This is a genomic window from Calothrix sp. PCC 7507 (assembly GCF_000316575.1).
GTDB lineage: Bacteria > Cyanobacteriota > Cyanobacteriia > Cyanobacteriales > Nostocaceae > Fortiea.
The window spans coordinates 1,884,981-1,906,481 of sequence record NC_019682.1; the positions used below are offsets into that span (position 1 = coordinate 1,884,981).

A 21,501-nucleotide genomic window follows, 5' to 3' on the forward strand; every position below is an offset into this window, starting at 1 on the left:
TCGTTCGCAAATACCACTGCAAGAAACAATCATGTTTTGCTTAAAACAAACACACTGCCCTCGTTACCCCTGCCAATCCGCAAGTCGTCATCTATATAAGTGATATCCAACCAACCTTGTTGTCGATCGCTGTTAAGGGCAGTATCAATCGCTGCGAATTTTTTACCAGCTGCAATTTGTTGGATAAAATCTTCCGGAGAACTGTAGCTGATTAAACTTTGTAAGCCTATAATAGAACGCTTAAATTTGACTTGGACACGACGCTCGGAAATCGGCTCAAAATTGGCAACAACACTGACCAACCCTTCAATATAAGGTAAGCCGTAAATCTCAGCTATGTTGTAAATACTGGTAGTTTCTACCCGGATACACTGATAAATTTGTCCTAGTTTAAACAAAGGTAAGCGATCCAAATTTAAGAGACTTTTGCTGGTGGTATATATTAATCGCCAATTACCATCTAGCAAATTGGTAGCTTCTACCGGTCGAGGTGTCGGGTTGAAGTCTTCCAAATTAGCGATCGCCGCCAAAATAGCCTGTTTTTGGGCAACACTTGCCAGTAAACCACGGTTTGTACCAGCGATCGCATCTAAGAGAGCTACTTTTCCAATCATCGCCTATTACCTCACAAATTATCAGGATGAAAACTACAATTAGACAGATATAAATATCAAATGTATAGAGCCTTACAAGCCCCTAATAATCTGTTCCTGTCTACACTAGAGCCATTCAATAAAAAATTTTGTAGACTTGCGGATTTGGGCAGCAACGAGTTGAATGAATAACTAAATTATCTCGTATCCAGTGATAGACTCTTAATTGTCTAGTTACTTGAATTTTTTCGTGTCGTTGTCAGTATGTTGAACTCCCCATTACGTGAAGCCGCCCGCAACCAACGAGCTATCGTCATTCCACTAAAGCAAGAGTCCTCTATGTTGGACTGGTTACAGGCTAGTGGTCGCCTGATAGCGCGTAATGTTCACGAACCTGATTTCTCAGATGAAGAGGAAGAAATCTCAGAGTTCCTAGGTGGAGACGACGGTATTGGTGAGTATGATATCGATGATGATGACGATGTAGCTATAAGTGAGGATTAGCCTGTTCAGGCTGGGGACCTTATGGTATACATCGTCCCTATAGTTCAGTTTTGTAAGTGTGGAGTGAAGGGAAATTTCTGTGGATGCTAAATTATCTCCCAACCAAGGGTTAAACTTTTCTGGGATCGGCCTAGCCTCTTTCTTAGGTGTTGGGTTAGGAGCGGCAGCATTGATTTTGGATCTGCTGGGGAATAGGTCGCCTTGGCAAGTTACATCGCTAACCATGCCACTGTTGTTGTGTGCATTTAGTTCAGCAGTCCTCGGTTTCTGGGTAATACCGCTGCTACAAGCACTCAAAACTGGGCAAATAATCCGTGAAGATGGTCCCCAAGCCCATCTGAAAAAGGCTGGTACCCCAACTATGGGTGGTATCTTCTTTATCCCCGTAGCGGTGATAATTGCTTGCATAGCGTCTAATTTTGCGACCGAGGTGCTGGCTGTTTCCGCCTTGACACTCAGCTACGGCTTTGTTGGCTGGCTCGACGATTGGCAAATTCTCCGTCGGAAGTCAAATAAAGGTATATCCCCCCGGATGAAACTGGCTTTGCAGGTGGGTTTTGCGGCGCTGTTTTGTATTTGGCTAATGTTTAATCAACCCGCCAACATCACAAACATTGCCTTGCCTTGGGTGGGTTTTTCACTACCTTTAGGGTTATTATTCTGGCCTGTGGCTGGTTTTGTGCTAGTGGCTGAGAGTAATGCTACTAACCTCACCGATGGTATTGATGGCTTGGCTGGAGGAACAGTAGCGATCGCATTACTCGCACTTGGTGCTGTGGTTGCACCCACTTCACTAGGATTAATGATTTTCTGCGCTGCTTTAAGTGGCAGCTGTTTAGGTTTCTTAGCCCATAACCGTAACCCGGCTCGCGTTTTTATGGGAGATACCGGTTCCCTGGCGCTAGGAGGCGCTTTAGCTGCCGTAGCATTGCTAACTAACAGCTTAGTAGCACTGTTCGTTCTCAGCGGCATCTTCTTTGTCGAAACCTTATCTGTAATGGCGCAGGTGAGCTATTACAAAGCTACTAAAGGCCCTGATGGCAAAGGCAAACGCTTGCTGAAAATGGCACCCTTACACCATCATCTAGAACTGACTGGTTGGTCAGAATTGCAAGTAGTTTCGGTTTTTTATATCATTGCCGCTATTTTGGCAACAATTTGTTTGGCGATCGCTTAACTCAAACACTTTGAAAAAATAGTTAATAAACGACCAACCCCCGCAATTTGTGGGGGTTGTTTATTGGATTGGGGACTGGGGACTGGGTATTGCACTTCGACTACGCTCAGTGTCCGGGGATTGGGGAGAAATTATCCTTGACTCTTGACCCTTGCCTATTGCCGCATCTGACCCACTAAATGGGTGATTTCTGGCAAAATCAGTTTTTCCATCCCCAGTCTTACCGCATTACTGGAACCGGGGAGGGAGAAGATTAACTTATTTTGATAAACACCAGCAACGGCGCGAGAGGCGATCGCCCGTGAACCAATTTCTTGGTAACTTAAAAAGCGAAACAATTCCCCAAATCCCGGTAGGGTTTTCTCTAATAATTTTTCAATAGCATCATAGGTGGTGTCCCTTGGTGCAATGCCTGTACCACCATTAAACAGCACAACATCTAAATTCGCGTTTTTCCCCAGCGATTCTATCTGTCCTTGAATTTGTGCTGGTTCATCTTTGATAATTGTGTAGGCTACCACAAAATGGTTAGCACTCAGGAGCAATTGCTGGATTAGCTGACCACTCTTATCCGTCTCAGGCGAACGGGTATCACTAACGGTAACAACAGCACAAGTTACCGTTATTCCTGGTTTGTCTGGGTGGGGTTGTAGTGTCATATTTAGGGTAATGGGGAATCGGGGATCAGGAATGAGAGTTTTTACAACTGAATATGAAAAACCCTACATCTGCGAGGATGAGAAGGATGAGGGAGACATATTAATCTATTCCCAATGACGCCAGTTGCTTCTCCCAAGGTGAGACGCAGCGCGAACAAGTCGGGAGACCCGCCCACAGCACTGGCTCCCCAATGCTCACTTGCCCTCAGCGCAGTCATACTCCTCCAGGGAAGCAAGCTACTCGCACCGTCTCCGTAGGAGAAGGGATGCCCCATTCCCATTCTTATTCAGATTTACTCAATCCCAGACCGTTTTCATCTGCATATCGCTCCATAAAGCGCATAAAGCGGTCCCATTCTTCAGCAGTTTTCATCAAGTAAACTGCTTCTAATGCTTCTGGTTTGCCGTTAACGAATTTAGCTTTAACTTCACGGGTAATTAATTCCCCTTCTTCGTCAAGCAAATACATGCCGGTTATGTCGTCGCTGTTGCTTTGGCTTAAAGCCTGAGGATTGACAAAAACAAAAGTTGCCGTGCCATTTTCGCCACTGCGCGATCGCGTCAAACGTATATCTGGAATAACATTTTCGTCGATACCTCTAGAAAACTGGATTTTCGCCATGATTCAGTGAACTTAAAGTTTTGTAATGTTAATCTACTATTCTCTCATCTTTTTAGAACTCAACAATCTAGCGGCTACATATATTTTTTATTTACGTATAAAAACTTAAAGCGCTTCTCTTTCAAGGATCAAAGTCACAGGCCCATCATTTTCAATCGATACTTGCATCATTGCACCAAATTGACCAGTTTCCACTCGCAAACCACTTGCTTGCAACTTGGTAACAAAAGTGTTGTACAAATCCTGCGCTAATTGGGGAACAGCAGAACGGTCGAAGGAGGGACGACGGCCTTTGCGACAGTCACCGTAAAGTGTAAATTGACTCACCACCAGCAAATCGCCGCCAATTTCTTGCACGGATTTCTGCCATCTATCCCCACCTTCTTCCTCAGGAAACAGGCGTAAATCCAAGCATTTACGCGCTATCCAATCGAGTTCCGCCTCAGTGTCAGTATCAGCAATACCTACAAGCAAATTTAGCCCCCGGCCAATTTTGCCCACAATTTCACCGTTAACAGTGACCTGAGATGATTGCACTCGCTGGATGACAATACGCATTTTTTTCAGTTATCAGTTATCAATTACAATACGTTCGCCAAATCGAAAAAAGCCTTGATTCGTAGGTTGGGGAGCCACTCACGTCGCCGGGTTATCCGACTTGAGTGAAGTGGCGTTTGAGGCACGAAACCCAACCAATGCGTTGGGTCTTGCTTCCCTATGGGACGCTACGCGTTAAGCGTACCCCTGCGGGAAGCAAGCTACGCGAATAGCGTCTCGAAGAGAAGCTATGCCGTAGGCTTTACGCTCAACCCAACCTCCCAAAAAATGGCGAAGGTATTGCAATTATCAACCTGATTGCTGACTATTTCCCAAAACCTTTGCCTCGGCTGGTAGAAGGGAGGCAAATGCAATTTTCTAACTGAGTGAGTAAAGTCTCATGATCCAAATTTTGACCAATTAGCACTAATTGGTTTTTTGGTTCACCTTTCCACTCATCATCATCCATTGTGAACCGCTTGCCACACAGGTGGAAAATATGACGTTTAGGGCTTTCGTCAAACCACATAATCCCCTTAGCTCTGAAGATATTTGTGGATAGCTGATTATCTAGGAAATATTGAAATTTCCTGATAGAAAAAGGTTTGTCACTTTGGAAAGATATTGAAGTAAAGCCATCATTTTCTAAATGGTCGGAATGATTGTGATGATCATGGTCATGTTCATGATCATGATGTTCATGACTACACGCCGAATGATCGTGATCGTGGTGGTCATGGTCGTGGTGGTCGTGTTTATGGTCATGCTCATCAGCAGCATCAAAATACTTATCAGATTCAAACAGACCAACACTGAGAATTAAGGGAAGTGGCACTTCTGAACGCGTGGTGCGGAGAATTCTTGCTCCTTCCTTGACTTCACCGATTTTCTTTTCTAAATCATTCAAAGCCGCTTCATCAACTAAATCTGCCTTGTTCAGAATAATCACATCACCATAGGCAATTTGACTGTATGCTGCTTGGGAGTTGAATAAATCCAGGCTATAATTTGCCGCGTCTACTACGGTAATAATCGAGTCTAGACGGGTTAAATCACGTAATTCAGTGCCTAGAAATGTCAGCGCGACTGGTAAAGGATCTGCCAGTCCAGTTGTTTCTACAACTAAATAGTCTAATTTTTCTTCCCGTTCTAAAACTTTGTAGACAGCATCCACTAAATCATTATTAATGGTGCAGCAGATACAACCATTATTCAGTTCCACCATGTTTTCACCAGTGGATACAATCAACTCGTTATCAATACCAATTTCACCAAATTCATTGACTAAAACAGCGGTTTTTAAACCTTGTTGATTAGTCAGAATATGATTGAGTAAGGTTGTCTTGCCACTACCGAGGAATCCAGTAATAATTGTTACTGGTAATCCTTGCTTTGGCGCATCTAATGCGGGAAATTCAGAAGTAACTGCTGATGGCATAGCGCTGTTATCAAAAAATCAAAGAGTAGGAATGTAGCGCAGATAGTCCAGAAAACACTAGCATAGGGATGCTGGACTGTCATCCCAGCTGCTTTACCCTATTATTACGTATCTTCCTATTTCAAAATTACTGTGTTATGGCCTTAACCCTTTACAATACTCTCACTCGTCGTCAGGAACCCTTTGAAACCCTAGAGCCAGGGAAGGTTAAGATGTATTGCTGCGGCGTGACAGTTTATGATTACTGCCATTTGGGTCATGCACGTTCTTATATTGTCTGGGATACGATTCGACGTTACTTAATGTGGCGAGGTTTTGAGGTACGCTACATCCAAAATTTTACTGATATTGACGATAAGATTCTGAATCGGGCGAAAGAACAAGGTTCAACGATGACAGAGGTGTCTAACCGCTTTATTGAAGCATATTTTGCAGATATCCGGCGGTTAAATGTCCTGGATGCGGATGAGTATCCGCGGGTGACGGAACATATTCCGGAAATTCATGAATTGATTGAGATTTTGGTAAATAAAGGTCTGGCCTACGCTACAGGTGGTGATGTTTATTACCGCGTTGAACGCTTTCCTGACTATGGCAAACTCGCTAGTAGAAATCTGGAACAAATGCAAGCTGGTGCTAGCGGTCGAGTGGATGGAGAAGAGTTGGAAGCCAAAAAGCAGCACCCTTTTGATTTTGCCTTGTGGAAGAAGGCAAAGCCAGGGGAGCCGGCTTGGGATTCTCCTTGGGGTGAAGGTCGTCCGGGATGGCATATTGAATGTTCGGCAATGATTCGCTCTCGTTTGGGCGAAACAATTGATATTCATGGTGGCGGTGGTGATTTGATTTTTCCTCACCATGAAAATGAAATTGCTCAGTCAGAAGGGGCGATGAATCGACCGCTTGCACGGTACTGGACTCATAACGGGATGGTGATGGTGAAAGGTCAAAAAATGTCTAAGTCACTGGGCAATTTCATCACTATCAGGGAATTGTTGGATGGGGTAGGCAGTTGGCAAGATGAGCCAGTAAATCCGATGGCGGTGAGATTGTTTGTTTTGCAGGCACATTACCGCAAGCCTCTAGACTTTACAACGGAAGCGATCGCTACTGCTGAAAATAGCTGGAAAACTCTCAAGGAAGGCTTGCTTTTTGGCTATCAGTATGGTAATAAACTGGGCTGGAGTGCAGAAACTTCTTTGTTGATTCCCGAACTGGCAGAACGCTTTCAACAGTTGGGAGATAATGACTTTAATTTCTCTGGTGCTTTGGCGGTGTTATTTGAATTAGCCAAAGAACTGCAGCGCGAGGGAAATATTTTCGTCCATGAGGGGATAACCAAAACAGCGCCAGATGAACTCCAACGCCAATGGTACACCCTTGTGACTTTAGCTGGAGTCTTAGGTTTAGAAGCCAAGCTAGATAGTGATACTGTGACAATAGCAGGTTTGAGCGATGAGCAAATTGAATTGCTAATTCAAGAAAGACAGCAAGCCAGAAAAACCAAGAATTTCGCCGAGAGCGATCGCATTCGTAACGAACTTCAAGCACAAGGTATCACGCTCATTGATAGTCCCGAAGGTACACGCTGGCACAGGAGTTAAAGAAGCAGGGGAGCAGGGAGATGAGGGAGATAGGAGACGGGAGACGGGAGATAGAAGACAAGAAGAATACCCAATCCCAATCCCCGGACACTGAGCGTAGTCGAAGTGCAATCCCCAGTCCCCAATCCCCAATCCCCGGACACTGAGCGTAGTCGAAGTGCAATCCCCAGTCCCCAATCCCTAAATCTATGTGGTCAGAATTAACAAAAGCGATCGCTCAACTCAACGTTCCTGCTGATTGGATCGGTATGAGAGTAGTTAAAGAAACTGCTACTAGCCGTTATGTCCGTGATGGTTTACCCCAAGCCAATGGCAAATCTTTCACATTGGGAGCGATGCTAGAAGTTTTAGTAAATGGCTGTCTCGGTTACGCAGCCACTAACTCCCTAGAATTACCAGCACTACAAACCGCAGCCCAAACCGCCTATAACCAGGCACTTGCAGCTAGTGAATGGTGGATATATCCTTTCCGTGAAAGCGAACGTCCCAAAGTTGTAGGTGAATATAACTCTCCATTTCTGGAACCCTTAGATGCTATGGGTCCTGGGGAAATCAACGATTTGCTGGTTCGTATCTGTCAGACATTAAAAGTGGATGACAAAATTGTCCAAACGATCGCTAGCGTCACCTCTTCAGAGAGAGAAACTTGGTTTGTCAGCAGCAATGGCTCAGAGTTGTATCAAAAAATTCTCTCATTGGGTACTCATTACAGTGCGACTGCTCAAGAAGGAGCGATCGTCCAACAGCGTACTAACAACGGCTGGCAAGCTAACTGCTATCAAGGCGGACTGGAATTATTAAAACAAGCAGATTTATGGCATCGAGTCAAGCAAATTGGCGAACAAGCTGTAGAACTATTAACAGCCGAGGAATGCCCAAACACTCGCACCAACTTGGTATTAGCACCAGACCAAATGATGCTGCAAATCCATGAAAGTGTCGGTCATCCCCTCGAAATTGATCGTATTTTAGGAGATGAGCGCAATTACGCCGGGGGTAGCTTTGTAACCAAAAATGATTTTGGCAAGCTAGTTTATGGCTCACCACTAATGAACATTACCTTTGACCCCACCGTCCCTGGAGAATTTGCCAGCTATGGCTTTGATGATACAGGAGCCGTGGCAACACGAGAGTATGTAGTCAAAGCAGGTGTGTTGCAACGGGGTTTAGGTAGCCTAGAAAGTCAAGCTAGAGCAGGGGTTCCAGGGGTAGCCTGTGCCCGTGCTAGCTCTTGGAATCGCCCAGCGATCGATCGCATGGCTAACTTGAATTTAGAGCCAGGAAACGCCTCGTTTGATGAGATCATCGCTGGCATAGAACATGGAGTTTACATGGAATCTAATCGTTCTTGGTCAATAGACGATCGCCGCTATAAATTTCAGTTTGGTTGTGAATACGCCAAATTGATTGAAAACGGTAAACTTACCAAAACCCTACGCAATCCCAACTATCGAGCCACAACACCAGAGTTTTGGCACAGCTTAAGTCAAATTGGAGATGCTTCCAATTGGCAGATGTATGGCACTCCTTTCTGTGGTAAAGGAGAACCAAATCAGGCAATTTGGGTAGGACATGGCTCACCTGTTTGTCTATTCACTAATGTTGAAGTCTTTGGTGGTGGTTAAAAGAGTCATTTGTCAACAGTCAACAGTCATCAGTCATTCTTCCCAATTCCCATGACAACAAACGAATTATCTGCCTTAGAAGTTAGCTTTAATCGATTGATTGAAACTTTACTCATTAAAAAAGCAGAAACTGAAGAATTCACTGTGAGACTAAGCAGTGAACGCAGTCAATTTACTCGGTTTAATCACGCCAAAGTCAGACAAACTGGTTGTGTGACTGATGGTTGGATTGAACTAACTTTAATGGAAAATCAGCGCAGCAGTTTTCGACATTTCCCATTTACGGGAAATTGGGAATTAGATTGGCGAGTCGCATATCAAGCTTTGCAAGAACTACGTACAGAAATTACCCTATTACCACTCGATCCATATTTAGTTTTACCATCAGGCACAAACACCAGTAGAGAAATCCATTCTGGAAAATTGTTGGTAGAAGAAGCAGTTGTAAAAACAGTGCTAGAACAAGTTACAGAATTAGATTTTACGGGTTTATACGCTGGGGGAGTTGTCATTAAAGCTTATGGTGATTCTCAAGGACAAAAGCATTGGTTTGCTACCGATATTTTTACCTTAGACTATTCTCTGTTCATCACCTCTGGACAAGCCGTAAAAGGTACTTTTGCTGGTAGTAATTGGGATGAAACTGCGTATATCGCCAAAATCAACGAAGCTAAAAAACAACTAGAATTGCTTTCTCGTCCAGCTAAACAATTACCAAAAGGACAATATAAAACTTATTTTGCACCCGCTGCTGTCGCCGATTTATTGGGTATGCTTTCTTGGAGTGCTATCAGTGAAGCAGATATTCAACAAGGAAATAGTGCTTTAGCTGCTTTAGCGCGTCAAGAAAAACAACTTTCGGCAAAATTTAGTTTAAAAGAAAATTTTCAGCAGGGATTAGTGCCCAGATTTAATGAATTGGGAGAAATGGCTGCATCAGAGTTATCCATAATCGACCAAGGAATTTTGGTCAATACTCTGGTGAATTCTCGCACAGCTAAAGAATATGCAAAAATTGCTAATGGCGCTAATGGTTCTGAGACTCTACGTGCGCCGGAAGTGAGTTTAGGTAATTTAGCATCTGAGCAAATTTTGTCGAGTTTAGATACTGGATTATATATCTCAAACTTACATTACTTGAATTGGAGCGATCGCCAGACTGCGAGAATTACAGGTATGACCCGCTATGCTTGTTTTTGGGTAGAAAACGGAGAAATTATCGCCCCCATTGAAAACCTACGGTTTGACGAAAGTCTATATCGTTTTTGGGGCGACAACCTACTAGAACTCACTAACTTTCAAGAATTTATCCCCGAAGTCGGAACATACGAAAGCCGCCAACTAGGAGGTAGTTTGGTTCCTGGGATGTTGGTACAAGATTTCACCTATACCCTATAGAGACGGCGATTTATTGGGTTTCCCTAAATAGCATAAAAATAACCCCCAATCAATTGGGGGTATCAATAAAAGTGACTATATTAAAGCAGATCGGCGAAATCTTCTAATTCTATACGGGAGCATCCACTTTTGGCGGATCGCTCTCAGACTAGTAGTCTGGGGCTATACAAACTAAACCCGTCTTTCCTGCGGAACGTTACGCGAACGCGGGTTTCAGAGAGTCCGCAAAGGCGGACTTCGTTTGTGTAGCCGCGATTTCCAATCGCCCGGTATTTCTTCCAAAAGTGGATGTTCCCTTCTATACTGGGCTACGTCAGATGCAAGTAGCCCAATTGAGAAATTTGTAGCTTATGAACGCACTGCTTCTGCTTCCTTAACTTCAGCTTTCTGCTTAAAGACTGTTGGGACTTCGGCGCTGAACACCTCACCTTGAACCACTTCGGAGCGAGAACCATCAACCCCAACAGGAACATCACCTGTGATAGTGGTGCGATAGAGGAGACGTTCGACATCCAAATGATCCAAATCTTGAGGAGCCAAATGCACGGTAGCACGGTTGTCCCAGAAAGCAATATCACCGTTATTCCAACGGAAGCGGGTGGTATAAGCAGGCTTGGTGACTTGGTTAAAGAACAACTCCAGCAACAGCTTGCTCTCTTGTGGTGATACGTCAACAATGTGCGAGACGAAGCCAGGGTTAACGAACAACGCACGTTCACCAGTTTCAGGATGAACTCTGACTACTGGGTGGATTGAGACGAGTGGATTGACAGCGATGCGATCGGAGAATTTGCCGTTGCGGGGCTGATATCCACCACCATTGAAGCGATGTTCAGCTTTCAATGTATCTGCTAGTGCGCGCAGGGGTGCTGATAGTCCCTCATAAGCTGCCACAAGATTACTCCACTGGGTATCACCGCCAAAGCTGGGGACATTAACCGCGCGTAAAACTGATGCTGCTGGCGGGTTAATAGCCGCAGTTACATCTGTGTGCCAGGGGCCTCCAGTGCGAAAACCGTACTGCCTCTCATAGAGCTGACGATCTACGGGTTTGAGTTGCGGAAATCCCGCAACAGGTTCAGGCTCTCCCAGGGGATGAGCGAAAGTCACTTCGCCAAAACGAGATGTGAATTCAACTTGGGCAGCATGATCGATATTCTGTCCACGAAAGAACAAAACTTTCCACTTCAATAGTGCTTTACGAATTTCTTTGACTTGATCATCAGAAAGAGGGCGGGAGAGGTCTACTCCGCCGATTTCAGCACCAATGAAACCAGCTACCTGTTTGACTTCTATATGTTTGTAGCCCATGTAGATGCTCCTGAGTTTGATCTGTAGGGTGGTGTTCACACTCGTCTGTTTCTTTTGAAATCGTGCTATCAAGTGCAAGCGACATTCCAAAGGCAGAGAGGTTAGCTGAAATTATTCTACACTATCTTGATAGATTTACCGTAGTATATAGGTGTTTTATTTTTAGACTGCCTGATCGACTGAAAGTTTATAGAGTTTCAATCTGTTTTATTACCAGTGACTCATGATGCCAACCGCAGATGAGGACACTTTTGCAGAAAACTAGATGCCTTTTCGTGGGCTTTTGGGTCGTAAGTGTGTACTGGTGTAGGTCGGATAACTCCAGCAAACAGGTCATCTAGGCCATAGGGAGTGAAAAATTGCCATTGTCCTTGTGCATCTAGTTTGACTCCCACAGCAGTAGCAGTATGCAACCATTCTGTGATCCCGTCCTCTGTACTAGAATAGGGTCTACGACCAGGACGCCAGCGCGCAAAACTAGCTTGATTTTTCACATCAAATCGATAATCAGGAAATTTTTCGGCAAGACTTGCTTTTGCTGCTTGTTCCTGGGAACGGTTCCCTTGTTGATCAAAAAATGCAATATCAAAGTCGTTGATGATTAACTCACATTTACTACCAAAGATTGAATGCCAAACTGTGTTTCTCACTGCACCCCCTGCCAACCACCAGTTTGGTAGGTTAACCAAGGATATTGCAGGTAATACGTCACCGATGGGTGTATCAGCCAGGATTATCTGTAAACGTGTCTTACTATCCATTTCAAATTCAACGACTTGTCAACTATAGCAATCTTATCCGAGTTGTTAAAATTACTGGCTTTTAAATGCCTGACATTGGCAACCGGGGAATTATTCCAGACAATTAATGTGCCTTGCAACTATGAGATCAAGTTAAGGAAATTTAAATTTTAAACTGTTATTGAAAAATAGTGATTAACCATTAATATAAATTATTGGACAATTGAGTAAAGTAATAAACATCTGGGAATTTAAGTTTTCGAGGTTGTAATCGCCTCTTCACTAAAAATTCCTGAACTAATTTATTTCTGCACAACCCAACCAGGATGAGGATTTGGCATTTTAGCAACCCTTTTATTCCTCATCGGTTATTTTAGAGATGACGAGTTTATAGTTTGTCCTCGATACTCACTTTTCTCCTGTCGGCTTTATGGTGTTAACTTTGGGCAAAACTGCTGCTATTGGTAAGCTGTCGTGCCTGCAAAACCACGATTATATTTGCTAATTTAGTTGTTTTTTTCTGACCTCTAAAGTTCCCTTGATGAAATCTAAACTCAATTTACAGGAATCCATATAGAGGAATAAAAATTTAAAAATTGGCAACCTAAAATCAAACATGAATTCCAAAATTTGCATCTGAAGTTTTGCTTGGTAACAAAGCAAAATTAATCTACTATTTACTCACAAAATTTTTATCTGGAAGCTTGAGTTAGTTTCCCCAACAAAAAAGCCAATGCGTGCTAGAATTGTATCAGAATATAGCAATTATTCAAGAAAAATTTTGAATTGATTTCGTGTTTTGTCAACTCGAAAGGCTACTATCTACAATTTTTGGAGTTTTTTAGGTTATGACAACCTCACAGGAGAGGATTATCCCGACAGACCTGCGGAATGAAATGTCCCGGTCTTATCTGGAATACGCCATGAGTGTGATTGTGGGTCGGGCGCTGCCAGATGCCAGGGATGGTCTGAAACCTGTGCATCGCCGCATCCTCTACGCAATGCATGAACTAGGTTTGCTGCACGATCGCCCGTTTCGGAAATGCGCCCGTGTAGTGGGAGAAGTGCTGGGTAAATACCACCCCCACGGTGATACAGCCGTGTATGATGCATTGGTGCGGATGGCACAGGATTTCTCCATGCGATCGCCCCTAATCAACGGTCATGGTAACTTCGGTTCAGTAGATAACGATCCGCCAGCGGCAATGCGTTACACAGAATGCCGCTTGCAAGCTTTAACTAGTGCCTCTCTCCTCCATGACATTGAATCAGAAACCGTAGACTTTGCGGATAATTTCGACGGTTCCCAGCAAGAACCCACAGTTCTACCATCACGCATCCCCCAGTTGCTACTGAATGGTTCCTCTGGGATTGCTGTGGGGATGGCGACTAACATCCCACCCCACAATTTAGGAGAACTAATTGATGGCGTGGTGGCGCTGATTCACAACCCAGAAATCACCGACCTGCAGTTAATGCAGTATATCCACGGGCCAGACTTCCCAACTGGGGCGCAAATTCTGGGAACAGCACCAATTAAAGAAGCCTACACCACCGGGCGCGGTTCGATTACTATGCGCGGTGTCGCTAACATCGAAACCATCGAACAACGGGGTCGTCCAGAACGGGAAGCAATTATTATTACCGAATTGCCCTACCAAACCAACAAAGCGGCACTGATTGAAAAAATCGCCGAGTTGGTGAACGACAAACGGATAGAAGGAATCGCAGATATTCGAGACGAAAGCGATCGCGACGGGATGCGAATCGTGATTGAATTAAAACGTGATGCCTATCCCCGCGTGGTGCTGAACAACCTCTATAAACAAACGCCACTGCAAGCCAACTTTGGGGCTAACATGCTGGCGTTGGTGAATGGTGAACCCCAAATCCTCACCATCAAACAGTTCTTAGAAGTCTTCTTGGATTTTCGGATTGAATCCATCAACAGACGCACCCGCTACGAACTGCGAAAAGCCCAAGAACGGGATCATCTCCTGCAAGGTTTATTGATTGCGCTGTCTCATTTAGATGCAATTATTAACTTGATTCGTCATGCTTCTGATGCACCCACAGCCAAAGGTGAATTAATCACCACATATGGCCTTTCAGAAGTACAAGCCGACGCAATTTTACAAATGCAACTGCGGCGGTTGACAGCCCTAGAAGCAGATAAAATTCGCATTGAACACGAAGACTTACAAACACAGATTGCTGACTTGCTAGATATTCTGGCACGCCGAGAAAGGGTGCTGGAAATTATTGAAACCGAAATTACCCAACTAAAAACCAGCTTCGCCACACCTCGACGCACAGTCATCACCCACGCGGAAGGGGAAATTGATGAACGTGATCTGATTGCTAACGAAAAAGCCCTAATTCTGATCACACAGCAAGGTTATATCAAACGGATGCCCGTCAGCACCTTTGAAGCCCAAAGCCGCGCCACTAGAGGCAAAGCCGGGGCTAAAGTCAAAGATGATGACAACATTGAGCATTTCCTAACTTGTTGTGATCATGACAGCGTTTTATTTTTTAGCGATCGCGGTGTCGTCTACTGCCTCAAAGCCTATCAAATCCCCGTAGGTTCCCGTACCAGCCGCGGCACACCAATTGTGCAAATGTTGCCCATTCCCAAGGAAGAAAAAATTACCTCCATCGTCCCCGTTGACGAGTTTAGCAGTGAGGAATACTTGGTGATGCTCACCAAAGGCGGCAACATCAAAAAAACTGAATTGGCAGCCTTTAGCAACATTCGGGCCAACGGCTTAATCGCTATTTCCTTAGAAGAAGGCGACCAACTCCGCTGGGTAAGACGCGCCAGAGTCGAAGATAGCATCCTCATTGGTTCTAGACAAGGCATGGCGATTCACTTCCGCTGCACCCACGAACAACTCCGTCCCCTCAGTCGGGCGACTCGTGGTGTCAAAGCGATGAAGTTAAAAGCTAAAGATGAATTAGTCGGGATGGATATTCTCCCAGCAGCCATTTTGGATACTTTGAGTAGTGTTACCGAAGGCGAAATCGAAGAAATCGAGACGGAAGAGATCGAAAATAACGAAGAAACCACAGAAGTAGCAGGAACTAATAGCATCGGTCCTTGGGTGTTGGTAATTACCAACGGTGGTTATGGTAAGCGCGTTCCCGTTGGCCAATTCCGCCTGCAAAATCGCGCTGGACAAGGTTTAATGGCAACAAAATTCAAAAACCGCAAAACCAAAGACCAATTAGCCACCCTCCGCATTGTCAATAACGACGATGACGAAATCATGATGGTTACAAATCGCGGTATTATTATTCGTCAGGCAGTGAACGCAATTTCTATCCAATCACGATCAGCTACTGGCGTGAGAGTACAGCGTTTAGACGAAGATGACGCCATCACCGGAGTAGCGATCGTTCCTCCTGATACAGGTGAAGCAGAAGAAGTAGCAGAATAAAGGATGAAGTATGAAGGATGAAGTATGAAGTATCAAATAAAAACATTACTTTCAACCTTTAGCCTTTACACTTCATCATTTCTCAGCGGTACAGCTATGGGGCTGACTGTAGCCCCTGTAGGCGCATGGTTTTTGGCATGGATTGCCCTAGCCCCCCTTTGGATATTAGTTGTCAGTTCCGCTAAACGAAAAAAATCATTTTCCCCCATACCCCTTGCCCTCGCTTGGGGTATTGGCTATCACGGTCTTGCCCTATCCTGGATTACAGGAATTCATCCTATGACTTGGTTGGGTGTGCCGTGGTGGCCGAGTTTAATAATCACCCTCTTCTGCTGGATATTTATTAGCCTTTTGGGAGGGGTGTTAGTCTCAGTTTGGGCAATTTGTCTGGCGTATTTACACAAGCAAAAACCAGGACTACGTATCTTAATTGCCACATCTGTATGGTGTGCTTTAGAAGCACTTTGGAGTGCTGGCCCCTTGTGGTGGAGTTCTCTTGCTTACACTCAATCACCACAAAACTTACTCATCTTACATCTCGGTCAACTCTCAGGAACCAGCATCATTACAGCAGTCATAGTTGCTGTGAATGCCTTAATCGCTGAAGCTTGGATTAATCGGGAAACTGTCTCTGCGCCTCTGCGGTTTGTAAAGCTAAATTTAAGATATTTAACAGTTGCCACAGTACTGCTAATTACTTCCCATCTCACAGGCTGGCTTTTATATATTCAACCTCTAGCCCAACCACCAGCAGCAGCATTGAAAGTTGGGATTATTCAAGGAAATATCCCCAACGGAGTTTTACTACATCCCCAAGGATTTCGCCGCGTCGTCGAAAGTTACACCAATGGATATTTAACTCTAGCAGTCCAAGGTGTAAACGCAGTCCTCACACCAGAGGGAGCCTTACCTCTTTTCCAACGTGACTTAATGACAACTTCTTTCTTTTCAGCAGTCCGCGAAAAAGGTGTAGTTGCTTGGGTTGGGGCTTTTGGCGAACAGGGACGTAGTTATGCAATCAGCTTATTTACCGTCACAAGTAAAGGTGAAATTTTTAGCCGCTACGACAAAGCAAAACTCGTCCCATTGGGAGAATACATTCCTTTTGAAGGAATTTTCGGCGGGATTATTCAGCGCTTGTCACCCTTGGATGCACACCAAGTTCCTGGTGCTGCAAATCAAGTTTTTGATACACCTTTTGGTAGGGCGATCGCCAGCATTTGTTATGAATCGGCCTTTCCTGAAGTATTTCGCCGTCAAGCCGCTGTAGGTGGGCAATTTATCCTCAGTTCCTCTAACGATGCCCATTACACTCCAGCTATGGCATTGCAGCATCATGCACAGGATATCATGCGGGCAATTGAAAGCGATCGCTGGGCAGTACGGGCAACGAATACAGGATATTCAGGTTTTGTAGATCCTCATGGCAGAACTTTGTGGATATCCGGATATAATACCTACGAAACTCATGCTGAAACAATTTATCGCCGGCAAACACAAACTTTATATGTACGTTGGGGCGATTGGTTGACACCTTTATTATTAGGTTTAAGCGTTTTAGGTTGGGGACTCAATAGACAAACTTTGAAAATAGGGATTAAGGATATTTAAGCATCTACGGTTGGAAACAAGATGAATCTTATTGAGCAGTGCTTGAAACTGAAACTCACGTCATATCAATCCGAGAGCCTTCTGGAAATTTTTCTACTTTGATTTGTGTTCCTAACTCCTCTCCTAAAGCTGGAACGTGAGTAATCACGCCAACTAATCTATCTTGTTTTCCCAAAGAAAGTAGGATATTTGAGACACTTTTTAGAGTTTCGGCATCTAATGTTCCAAATCCCTCGTCTATAAATAGACTGCCTAACTTGGCTCCTCTAGACAACTTTTCTGAAAGTGCTAGAGCTAGTGATAACGATGTAGCAAAGGTTTCGCCACCAGAGAGGGTTTGCACTCGTCTTGTTTCACCACAACTCCAGTTATCTTCTACTTTATATTCTTTATTTTCATATTTCAATGCATATCGCTGTTCTGTAAGTTCTAACAAAAATACTGTTGCTAGTTCTACTAATTCGCGCTCAAAATGCTGGAGAATATAGTCTTGAAAGCGATCCGATCGCAACTCTTTAGACAAAATTTGATATGTTTCTAAGTCTTGTTGTTTGCTAGATAGTTGTGTTTGCAATTTTTCTACTTGCTCTCGCTGTTCTTCAGCTTTAGCAATCAAAAGTTTTAATTCGTTGTATTCATCTTGTGTTTGTTTATATTTTTCTCCGGCATCAGCAACAAATTTTTCATGCTGGGCAATTATTTCTACGTTTGTATTTTTGTCGCCAATTGCATCAGTTTCTCGTTTAACATTAGTTCGCAACTGAATTTTATTAGTGTTGTAATCATCAATCTTCTGCTGCCATTGACTTTGTAATTCTGGCAATGTTTTAGATTGCTGAAATATTTCCTCTGTAAAGTTTACTATCTCTAAATTATTCTTCCATTCAGCTTCTAGATGTTCTTTTTCAGTAGAAGCAAAGTCAAAGTCTTCTCTTGCCTTTAGATCACATTGTTGAGCTTGTCTAAATTCATCACGAGCAGTTTGATAGCACTGGGTTTCATGGTGAATACGATGCTCTAAATCTCGTTTATCTTGTTCTAGTTTTTGGAATAAATTATCATAAGAATCACTACCATTAAGCTGGGAGAGTGTGTCTAATATTTCCTGAATTTGTGTTTTTTTGCGATCTATTTCATTTACCACATCTTGATGCTGAGTTTGCGTGTCTAATAACTTAGTTTTGATAAAATTACAATTAAGTTCACTAGTTTTAATTTCCGCCTCTACTTTCTCTTTATGTATTAAAATTTCTTGATAATTAGCATCACTTTTCTGTAGTGATTGTTGTTCCTGACTAAGTGTATTAACTTCCCATTTGTCTGTTTTTAATATGATAACAATTTGTTCTGTCTCCGCCTTAAGTTCAGCTTCTTTTTCTGCTAATATTTTTTGATATTCAGCTTGTTGTTTCTTCAGATGCTCTCTAGTTGTTTCAGCCTGAGTTTTTGCTTCAGTAGCTTTTTGGCGGTTTTGTTCAGCAGCGCGATCGCGTTTTTCTAGTGCTTTGATATCGCCTGAAGATTTTAGTTGTGGTAATAAGTGGGCTTCTGGATAAATTCCACCACAAACTAGACAATCATCACCAGTATGCAGAAACGCACGCAAAGCCGCAGCATAATTTTGTTGTCTAGCAGTATCTAATTCAACACGATATTGATCGCATTCTGCTTCAGATTTTTGGAACTTTAAAATAGCAGATTGATAATCAGACTCAGCAGTGTTTAACTCTTGAGTTATTTGCTGTAATTTCGTGCGATCGCTTTCAACTTGCTTTTGAATTCCTTCCCATTTAATTAGGAGTGGTATTACTTGATTAAGCTGTTCTAGTCTTGAGCCACCAGGAAAATATTGAGACAGTTCATTATTAGCTGTCGTCAATCTCTGTTTTTTTTGATTTAATTCAGCTTCAGCCTTTTTTACAGCTTGATCAGCCTCAGTTATCAGCTTTAATTTTTCTATTAATATTTTTTCTAACCTTTTTATTTCATCGTTAATTACACACCGCTGTTGTTCGTAAATTTTCGCTGCATTAAGAGCTTCTTCTCGCTGTTTTAGCTGTGGTGCAATCTCAGCCTGATCAGCTTGTGCTTGACTGAAAATATCTTCTTGTATTTTAAAAGCTGATTGTTTCTCAATTAAAGCTTTGGCAGCAATCTCAACATCAGCTTGAGTTTTTTCATATCGGTTACGAGCCAAATTGACTGATGTCCAAATGGCAGATAGACGATCGCCAACTCGTGCTTGTTCTAATTGCTGTTTTAATTCACTTATTTTTGGAGCTTGTTTATTTAATTCATCAAGTTGCTGTTGCCAATTTGCTAAATCTCTCAGACGTTGCCATAATTCTTTTTCGGCAGCTAAAGCTATTTGTGCTTTGCTAACTGTTTCATGTAATCTGGGTAATTCTTGCGCTAGAAACTGAGAGCGATCGCGTCGTTGAGAATTCAGTTCTATATCTAATGATAAATCTAGATTTTTTAGCTGTTCTTGAATTGCGTTACATTCACCTTTAATCAGGTTAGCTCGCGTCCCAGCCTGCGAACACATATCTTCAAAAATCTTTTCGTATCCAACCAGACTGTTTAAAATCTTCCGCCGCTCTGTACTTTTACCTTTAAGGAACTCATCAAATTGTCCTTGAGGAAGCAGAATAACTTTGGTAAAAGTCTCAAAATTCATTCCTAAAGCTTTCTCGATAACGGTGTTAATCTCTGCTTCCTTTTGTTCTCCAAAAGGTTGAAATTCACCATTTATCCGCTTTTCTAACTTAAAAGTAAGCTGGGCTGTTTTAGTACGATATGACCATGAGCGAAACACTAGATACTCAGTTTGATCTACCAAAAAGCGTAATGATACCTGTAATTTTAAGCCACCCTGACTCAATAATTCTTTAGGTTGAGTTTTTCTTGCTACTTTCCCATATAGTGCCAAAGTCATCGCATCCAGCAAAGATGATTTACCTGCGCCGGTTGGGCCAGTAATAGCAAATAATTCCATTTTCTCAAAAAGAATATTTGCCTGCTTCCTAAAGCTGGTAAAACCTTCTAAAGTTAGCTCAAGTGGTCGCATTTTGGGTTTCCTTGATTTCCTTATATAGTTCCTCGAACTTCGCTACAACGGCAGGAGCAGGTGTAGTGTTTAATTCCTCTTGGAAGTAGCGCTTAAATTCTTCTACTGGATCAAAATCTTCTTGCTTTACAGATTTTTCTCGTTTTGATTCTATTTCTGGATAACGCGGCTCAATTTGCAGCACTCGATCGCCACAAATTTTCCGAATTTTGTCAGCTAATCCCATTTGAGGTGTTTGCAAGTTGATAATTACCTTCAGATAGCCTGGGTGATTACGTTGTGGTTCTAGTTTTTCCTCGTAATCACTCAATTCACATTCGACTATCTTCAAAGGTTTTTGACAGGGGATAGATATAAACTCCGGTTTTTTGGCGGGAGAACCAACTTCAACATCGATCAAATAAAATCCTTTTTCTTCCTCAGCTTCGCCAAAGTCTACTTGAATCAAAGAACCGGAATAGTAAGTAGGAGCCGCAACTTGAATTTGTTGAGGTTTATGGATGTGTCCGAGAGCAATATACTGAGCTTCTGCCGGTAGGCTTTGTCCAGCCAAGGCGTAGGTTTCTTTGGTGTGATGACGAGCTTCAGAATTGGCTAATCTAGCACCATCGATAGTGAGGTGAGCCATGACGATGTTAACACTGTCATCTTGGAAGCCACTGGCTAAATTTTTGAGCAAGTAGTCTACTCTGTCTCTGTAGTGCTGTATTTGCTGCAACTCATCCATTGTCCAAAGATTTTCGACTGTCAACAGCCGCCGTTCGGAAGCAAAAGGCATTGCAGCCACACGTAGTTTACCGTTGGGCGTTTCTAGGGTAATCAAACCTCCTTGCTTGACGCGACGAGGTTTCCCTAATATCTGCACACCAGCTAAAGACAAGAGATTAGCTATGCCATCAAAGCGAGAAGCAGAATCATGATTACCTGCGATCGCAATTGCCGGAATTTTGGCATTTCGCAACCCCTCAAAAAACTGATACGCAACTCGTTCAGCATCAGATGGCGGATTCGGAGTTTCAAAAATATCGCCTGCGATTAACACCGCATCAACTTCTAATTCTTTAGCTTGTCGTAAAAGTTCATTCAGAGTAAATTCAATTTCCGGGGTACGATCCTTGCCTTTGAGGTGTCGCCCCAAATGCCAGTCAGCAGTATGAATTAAACGCATCAATTCC

16 protein-coding genes are annotated in these 21,501 nt (G+C 43.2%); 7 read left to right on the forward strand and 9 right to left on the reverse strand.

Going from position 1 to position 21,501, the window contains the following annotated elements:
* Nucleotides 1-29: 29 nt before the first annotated feature.
* Nucleotides 30-614, reverse strand: coding sequence for a PAP/fibrillin family protein (locus CAL7507_RS08290; protein WP_015128015.1), 585 nt, complete (start codon nucleotides 612-614; stop codon nucleotides 30-32).
* A gap of 243 nt (nucleotides 615-857) precedes the next feature.
* Here CAL7507_RS08290 and CAL7507_RS08295 point away from each other — a divergent pair, with 243 nt between their 5' ends.
* The gene (locus CAL7507_RS08295; protein WP_015128016.1) at nucleotides 858-1,097 is read left to right on the forward strand and encodes a DUF3134 domain-containing protein; all 240 of its coding nucleotides are present in this window, start codon (nucleotides 858-860) and stop codon (nucleotides 1,095-1,097) included.
* 79 nt (nucleotides 1,098-1,176) lie between these two features.
* Nucleotides 1,177-2,274, forward strand: coding sequence for a phospho-N-acetylmuramoyl-pentapeptide-transferase (gene mraY / locus CAL7507_RS08300; protein WP_015128017.1), 1,098 nt, complete (start codon nucleotides 1,177-1,179; stop codon nucleotides 2,272-2,274).
* Nucleotides 2,275-2,429: 155 nt separating this feature from the next.
* Here the strand turns inward: mraY and CAL7507_RS08305 are convergent, their stop codons facing one another.
* The 4 genes from CAL7507_RS08305 to CAL7507_RS08320 all read right to left on the reverse strand — a co-directional run bounded on the left by CAL7507_RS08305 (nucleotide 2,430) and on the right by CAL7507_RS08320 (nucleotide 5,530).
* Entirely contained in the window at nucleotides 2,430-2,933 is a 504-nt protein-coding gene (locus CAL7507_RS08305; RefSeq protein WP_015128018.1) for a molybdenum cofactor biosynthesis protein B, read from the reverse strand.
* A gap of 283 nt (nucleotides 2,934-3,216) precedes the next feature.
* Nucleotides 3,217-3,555 carry a photosystem II reaction center protein Psb28 gene (gene psb28 / locus CAL7507_RS08310; RefSeq protein ID WP_015128019.1) on the reverse strand — a complete coding sequence of 113 codons (339 nt, stop codon included), beginning with the start codon at nucleotides 3,553-3,555 and terminating at the stop codon, nucleotides 3,217-3,219.
* 105 nt (nucleotides 3,556-3,660) lie between these two features.
* The gene (gene dtd, locus CAL7507_RS08315; protein WP_015128020.1) at nucleotides 3,661-4,113 is read right to left on the reverse strand and encodes a D-aminoacyl-tRNA deacylase; all 453 of its coding nucleotides are present in this window, start codon (nucleotides 4,111-4,113) and stop codon (nucleotides 3,661-3,663) included.
* A gap of 304 nt (nucleotides 4,114-4,417) precedes the next feature.
* The gene (locus CAL7507_RS08320; RefSeq protein WP_015128021.1) at nucleotides 4,418-5,530 is read right to left on the reverse strand and encodes a GTP-binding protein; all 1,113 of its coding nucleotides are present in this window, start codon (nucleotides 5,528-5,530) and stop codon (nucleotides 4,418-4,420) included.
* A gap of 137 nt (nucleotides 5,531-5,667) precedes the next feature.
* Between CAL7507_RS08320 and cysS the strand changes: the two genes are divergently transcribed.
* The 3 genes from cysS (at nucleotide 5,668) to CAL7507_RS08335 (ending at nucleotide 10,154) form a co-directional block, all read left to right on the forward strand.
* Complete coding sequence (gene cysS, locus CAL7507_RS08325) at nucleotides 5,668-7,131, forward strand: cysteine--tRNA ligase (RefSeq protein WP_015128022.1); 1,464 nt, start codon at nucleotides 5,668-5,670, stop codon at nucleotides 7,129-7,131.
* A gap of 188 nt (nucleotides 7,132-7,319) precedes the next feature.
* Nucleotides 7,320-8,756 (forward strand): TldD/PmbA family protein, encoded by a 1,437-nt coding sequence (locus tag CAL7507_RS08330; RefSeq protein WP_015128023.1) that lies wholly within the window; start codon nucleotides 7,320-7,322, stop codon nucleotides 8,754-8,756.
* Between the two features lie 51 nt (nucleotides 8,757-8,807).
* A complete protein-coding gene (locus CAL7507_RS08335) occupies nucleotides 8,808-10,154 on the forward strand; it encodes a TldD/PmbA family protein (protein WP_015128024.1) in 1,347 nt (448 codons plus the stop codon).
* Nucleotides 10,155-10,502: 348 nt separating this feature from the next.
* Here the strand turns inward: CAL7507_RS08335 and CAL7507_RS08340 are convergent, their stop codons facing one another.
* Together CAL7507_RS08340 and CAL7507_RS08345 are read right to left on the reverse strand one after the other, a co-directional pair.
* On the reverse strand, nucleotides 10,503-11,504 hold the full coding sequence (locus CAL7507_RS08340; RefSeq protein ID WP_236556904.1) for a TauD/TfdA family dioxygenase: 1,002 nt from the start codon (nucleotides 11,502-11,504) through the stop codon (nucleotides 10,503-10,505).
* A 182-nt stretch (nucleotides 11,505-11,686) separates the two neighbouring features.
* Nucleotides 11,687-12,226, reverse strand: a complete 540-nt coding sequence (locus CAL7507_RS08345; protein ID WP_015128026.1) for a nucleotidyltransferase family protein — start codon at nucleotides 12,224-12,226, stop codon at nucleotides 11,687-11,689.
* Between the two features lie 827 nt (nucleotides 12,227-13,053).
* Here CAL7507_RS08345 and gyrA point away from each other — a divergent pair.
* Complete coding sequence (gene gyrA / locus CAL7507_RS08350) at nucleotides 13,054-15,645, forward strand: DNA topoisomerase (ATP-hydrolyzing) subunit A (RefSeq protein WP_015128027.1); 2,592 nt, start codon at nucleotides 13,054-13,056, stop codon at nucleotides 15,643-15,645.
* 24 nt (nucleotides 15,646-15,669) lie between these two features.
* Entirely contained in the window at nucleotides 15,670-17,256 is a 1,587-nt protein-coding gene (lnt, locus tag CAL7507_RS08355; protein WP_015128028.1) for an apolipoprotein N-acyltransferase, read from the forward strand.
* Between the two features lie 55 nt (nucleotides 17,257-17,311).
* On the opposite strand, the gene CAL7507_RS08360 is transcribed toward lnt, so the two are convergent.
* Both CAL7507_RS08360 and CAL7507_RS08365 read right to left on the reverse strand, forming a co-directional pair.
* A complete protein-coding gene (locus CAL7507_RS08360) occupies nucleotides 17,312-20,326 on the reverse strand; it encodes an AAA family ATPase (protein ID WP_015128029.1) in 3,015 nt (1,004 codons plus the stop codon).
* On the reverse strand, nucleotides 20,313-21,494 hold the full coding sequence (locus CAL7507_RS08365; RefSeq protein ID WP_015128030.1) for an exonuclease SbcCD subunit D: 1,182 nt from the start codon (nucleotides 21,492-21,494) through the stop codon (nucleotides 20,313-20,315). The genes CAL7507_RS08360 and CAL7507_RS08365 overlap by 14 nt, the downstream gene beginning before the upstream one ends.
* Between the last annotated feature and the right edge of the window lie 7 nt (nucleotides 21,495-21,501).

What these genes read in the sequence shown, in the direction of transcription:
- CAL7507_RS08330 (WP_015128023.1), top strand. Translation starts at nt 7,320, where the DNA reads ATGTGGTCAGAATTAACAAAAGCGATCGCTCAACTCAACGTTCCTGCT.
- CAL7507_RS08320 (WP_015128021.1), bottom strand. Translation starts at nt 5,530, where the DNA reads ATGCCATCAGCAGTTACTTCTGAATTTCCCGCATTAGATGCGCCAAAG.
- CAL7507_RS08290 (WP_015128015.1), bottom strand. Translation starts at nt 614, where the DNA reads ATGATTGGAAAAGTAGCTCTCTTAGATGCGATCGCTGGTACAAACCGT.
- CAL7507_RS08295 (WP_015128016.1), top strand. Translation starts at nt 858, where the DNA reads ATGTTGAACTCCCCATTACGTGAAGCCGCCCGCAACCAACGAGCTATC.
- CAL7507_RS08345 (WP_015128026.1), bottom strand. Translation starts at nt 12,226, where the DNA reads ATGGATAGTAAGACACGTTTACAGATAATCCTGGCTGATACACCCATC.
- gyrA (WP_015128027.1), top strand. Translation starts at nt 13,054, where the DNA reads ATGACAACCTCACAGGAGAGGATTATCCCGACAGACCTGCGGAATGAA.
- psb28 (WP_015128019.1), bottom strand. Translation starts at nt 3,555, where the DNA reads ATGGCGAAAATCCAGTTTTCTAGAGGTATCGACGAAAATGTTATTCCA.
- CAL7507_RS08365 (WP_015128030.1), bottom strand. Translation starts at nt 21,494, where the DNA reads ATGCGTTTAATTCATACTGCTGACTGGCATTTGGGGCGACACCTCAAA.
- CAL7507_RS08360 (WP_015128029.1), bottom strand. Translation starts at nt 20,326, where the DNA reads ATGCGACCACTTGAGCTAACTTTAGAAGGTTTTACCAGCTTTAGGAAG.
- cysS (WP_015128022.1), top strand. Translation starts at nt 5,668, where the DNA reads ATGGCCTTAACCCTTTACAATACTCTCACTCGTCGTCAGGAACCCTTT.
- CAL7507_RS08305 (WP_015128018.1), bottom strand. Translation starts at nt 2,933, where the DNA reads ATGACACTACAACCCCACCCAGACAAACCAGGAATAACGGTAACTTGT.
- lnt (WP_015128028.1), top strand. Translation starts at nt 15,670, where the DNA reads ATGAAGTATCAAATAAAAACATTACTTTCAACCTTTAGCCTTTACACT.
- dtd (WP_015128020.1), bottom strand. Translation starts at nt 4,113, where the DNA reads ATGCGTATTGTCATCCAGCGAGTGCAATCATCTCAGGTCACTGTTAAC.
- CAL7507_RS08335 (WP_015128024.1), top strand. Translation starts at nt 8,808, where the DNA reads ATGACAACAAACGAATTATCTGCCTTAGAAGTTAGCTTTAATCGATTG.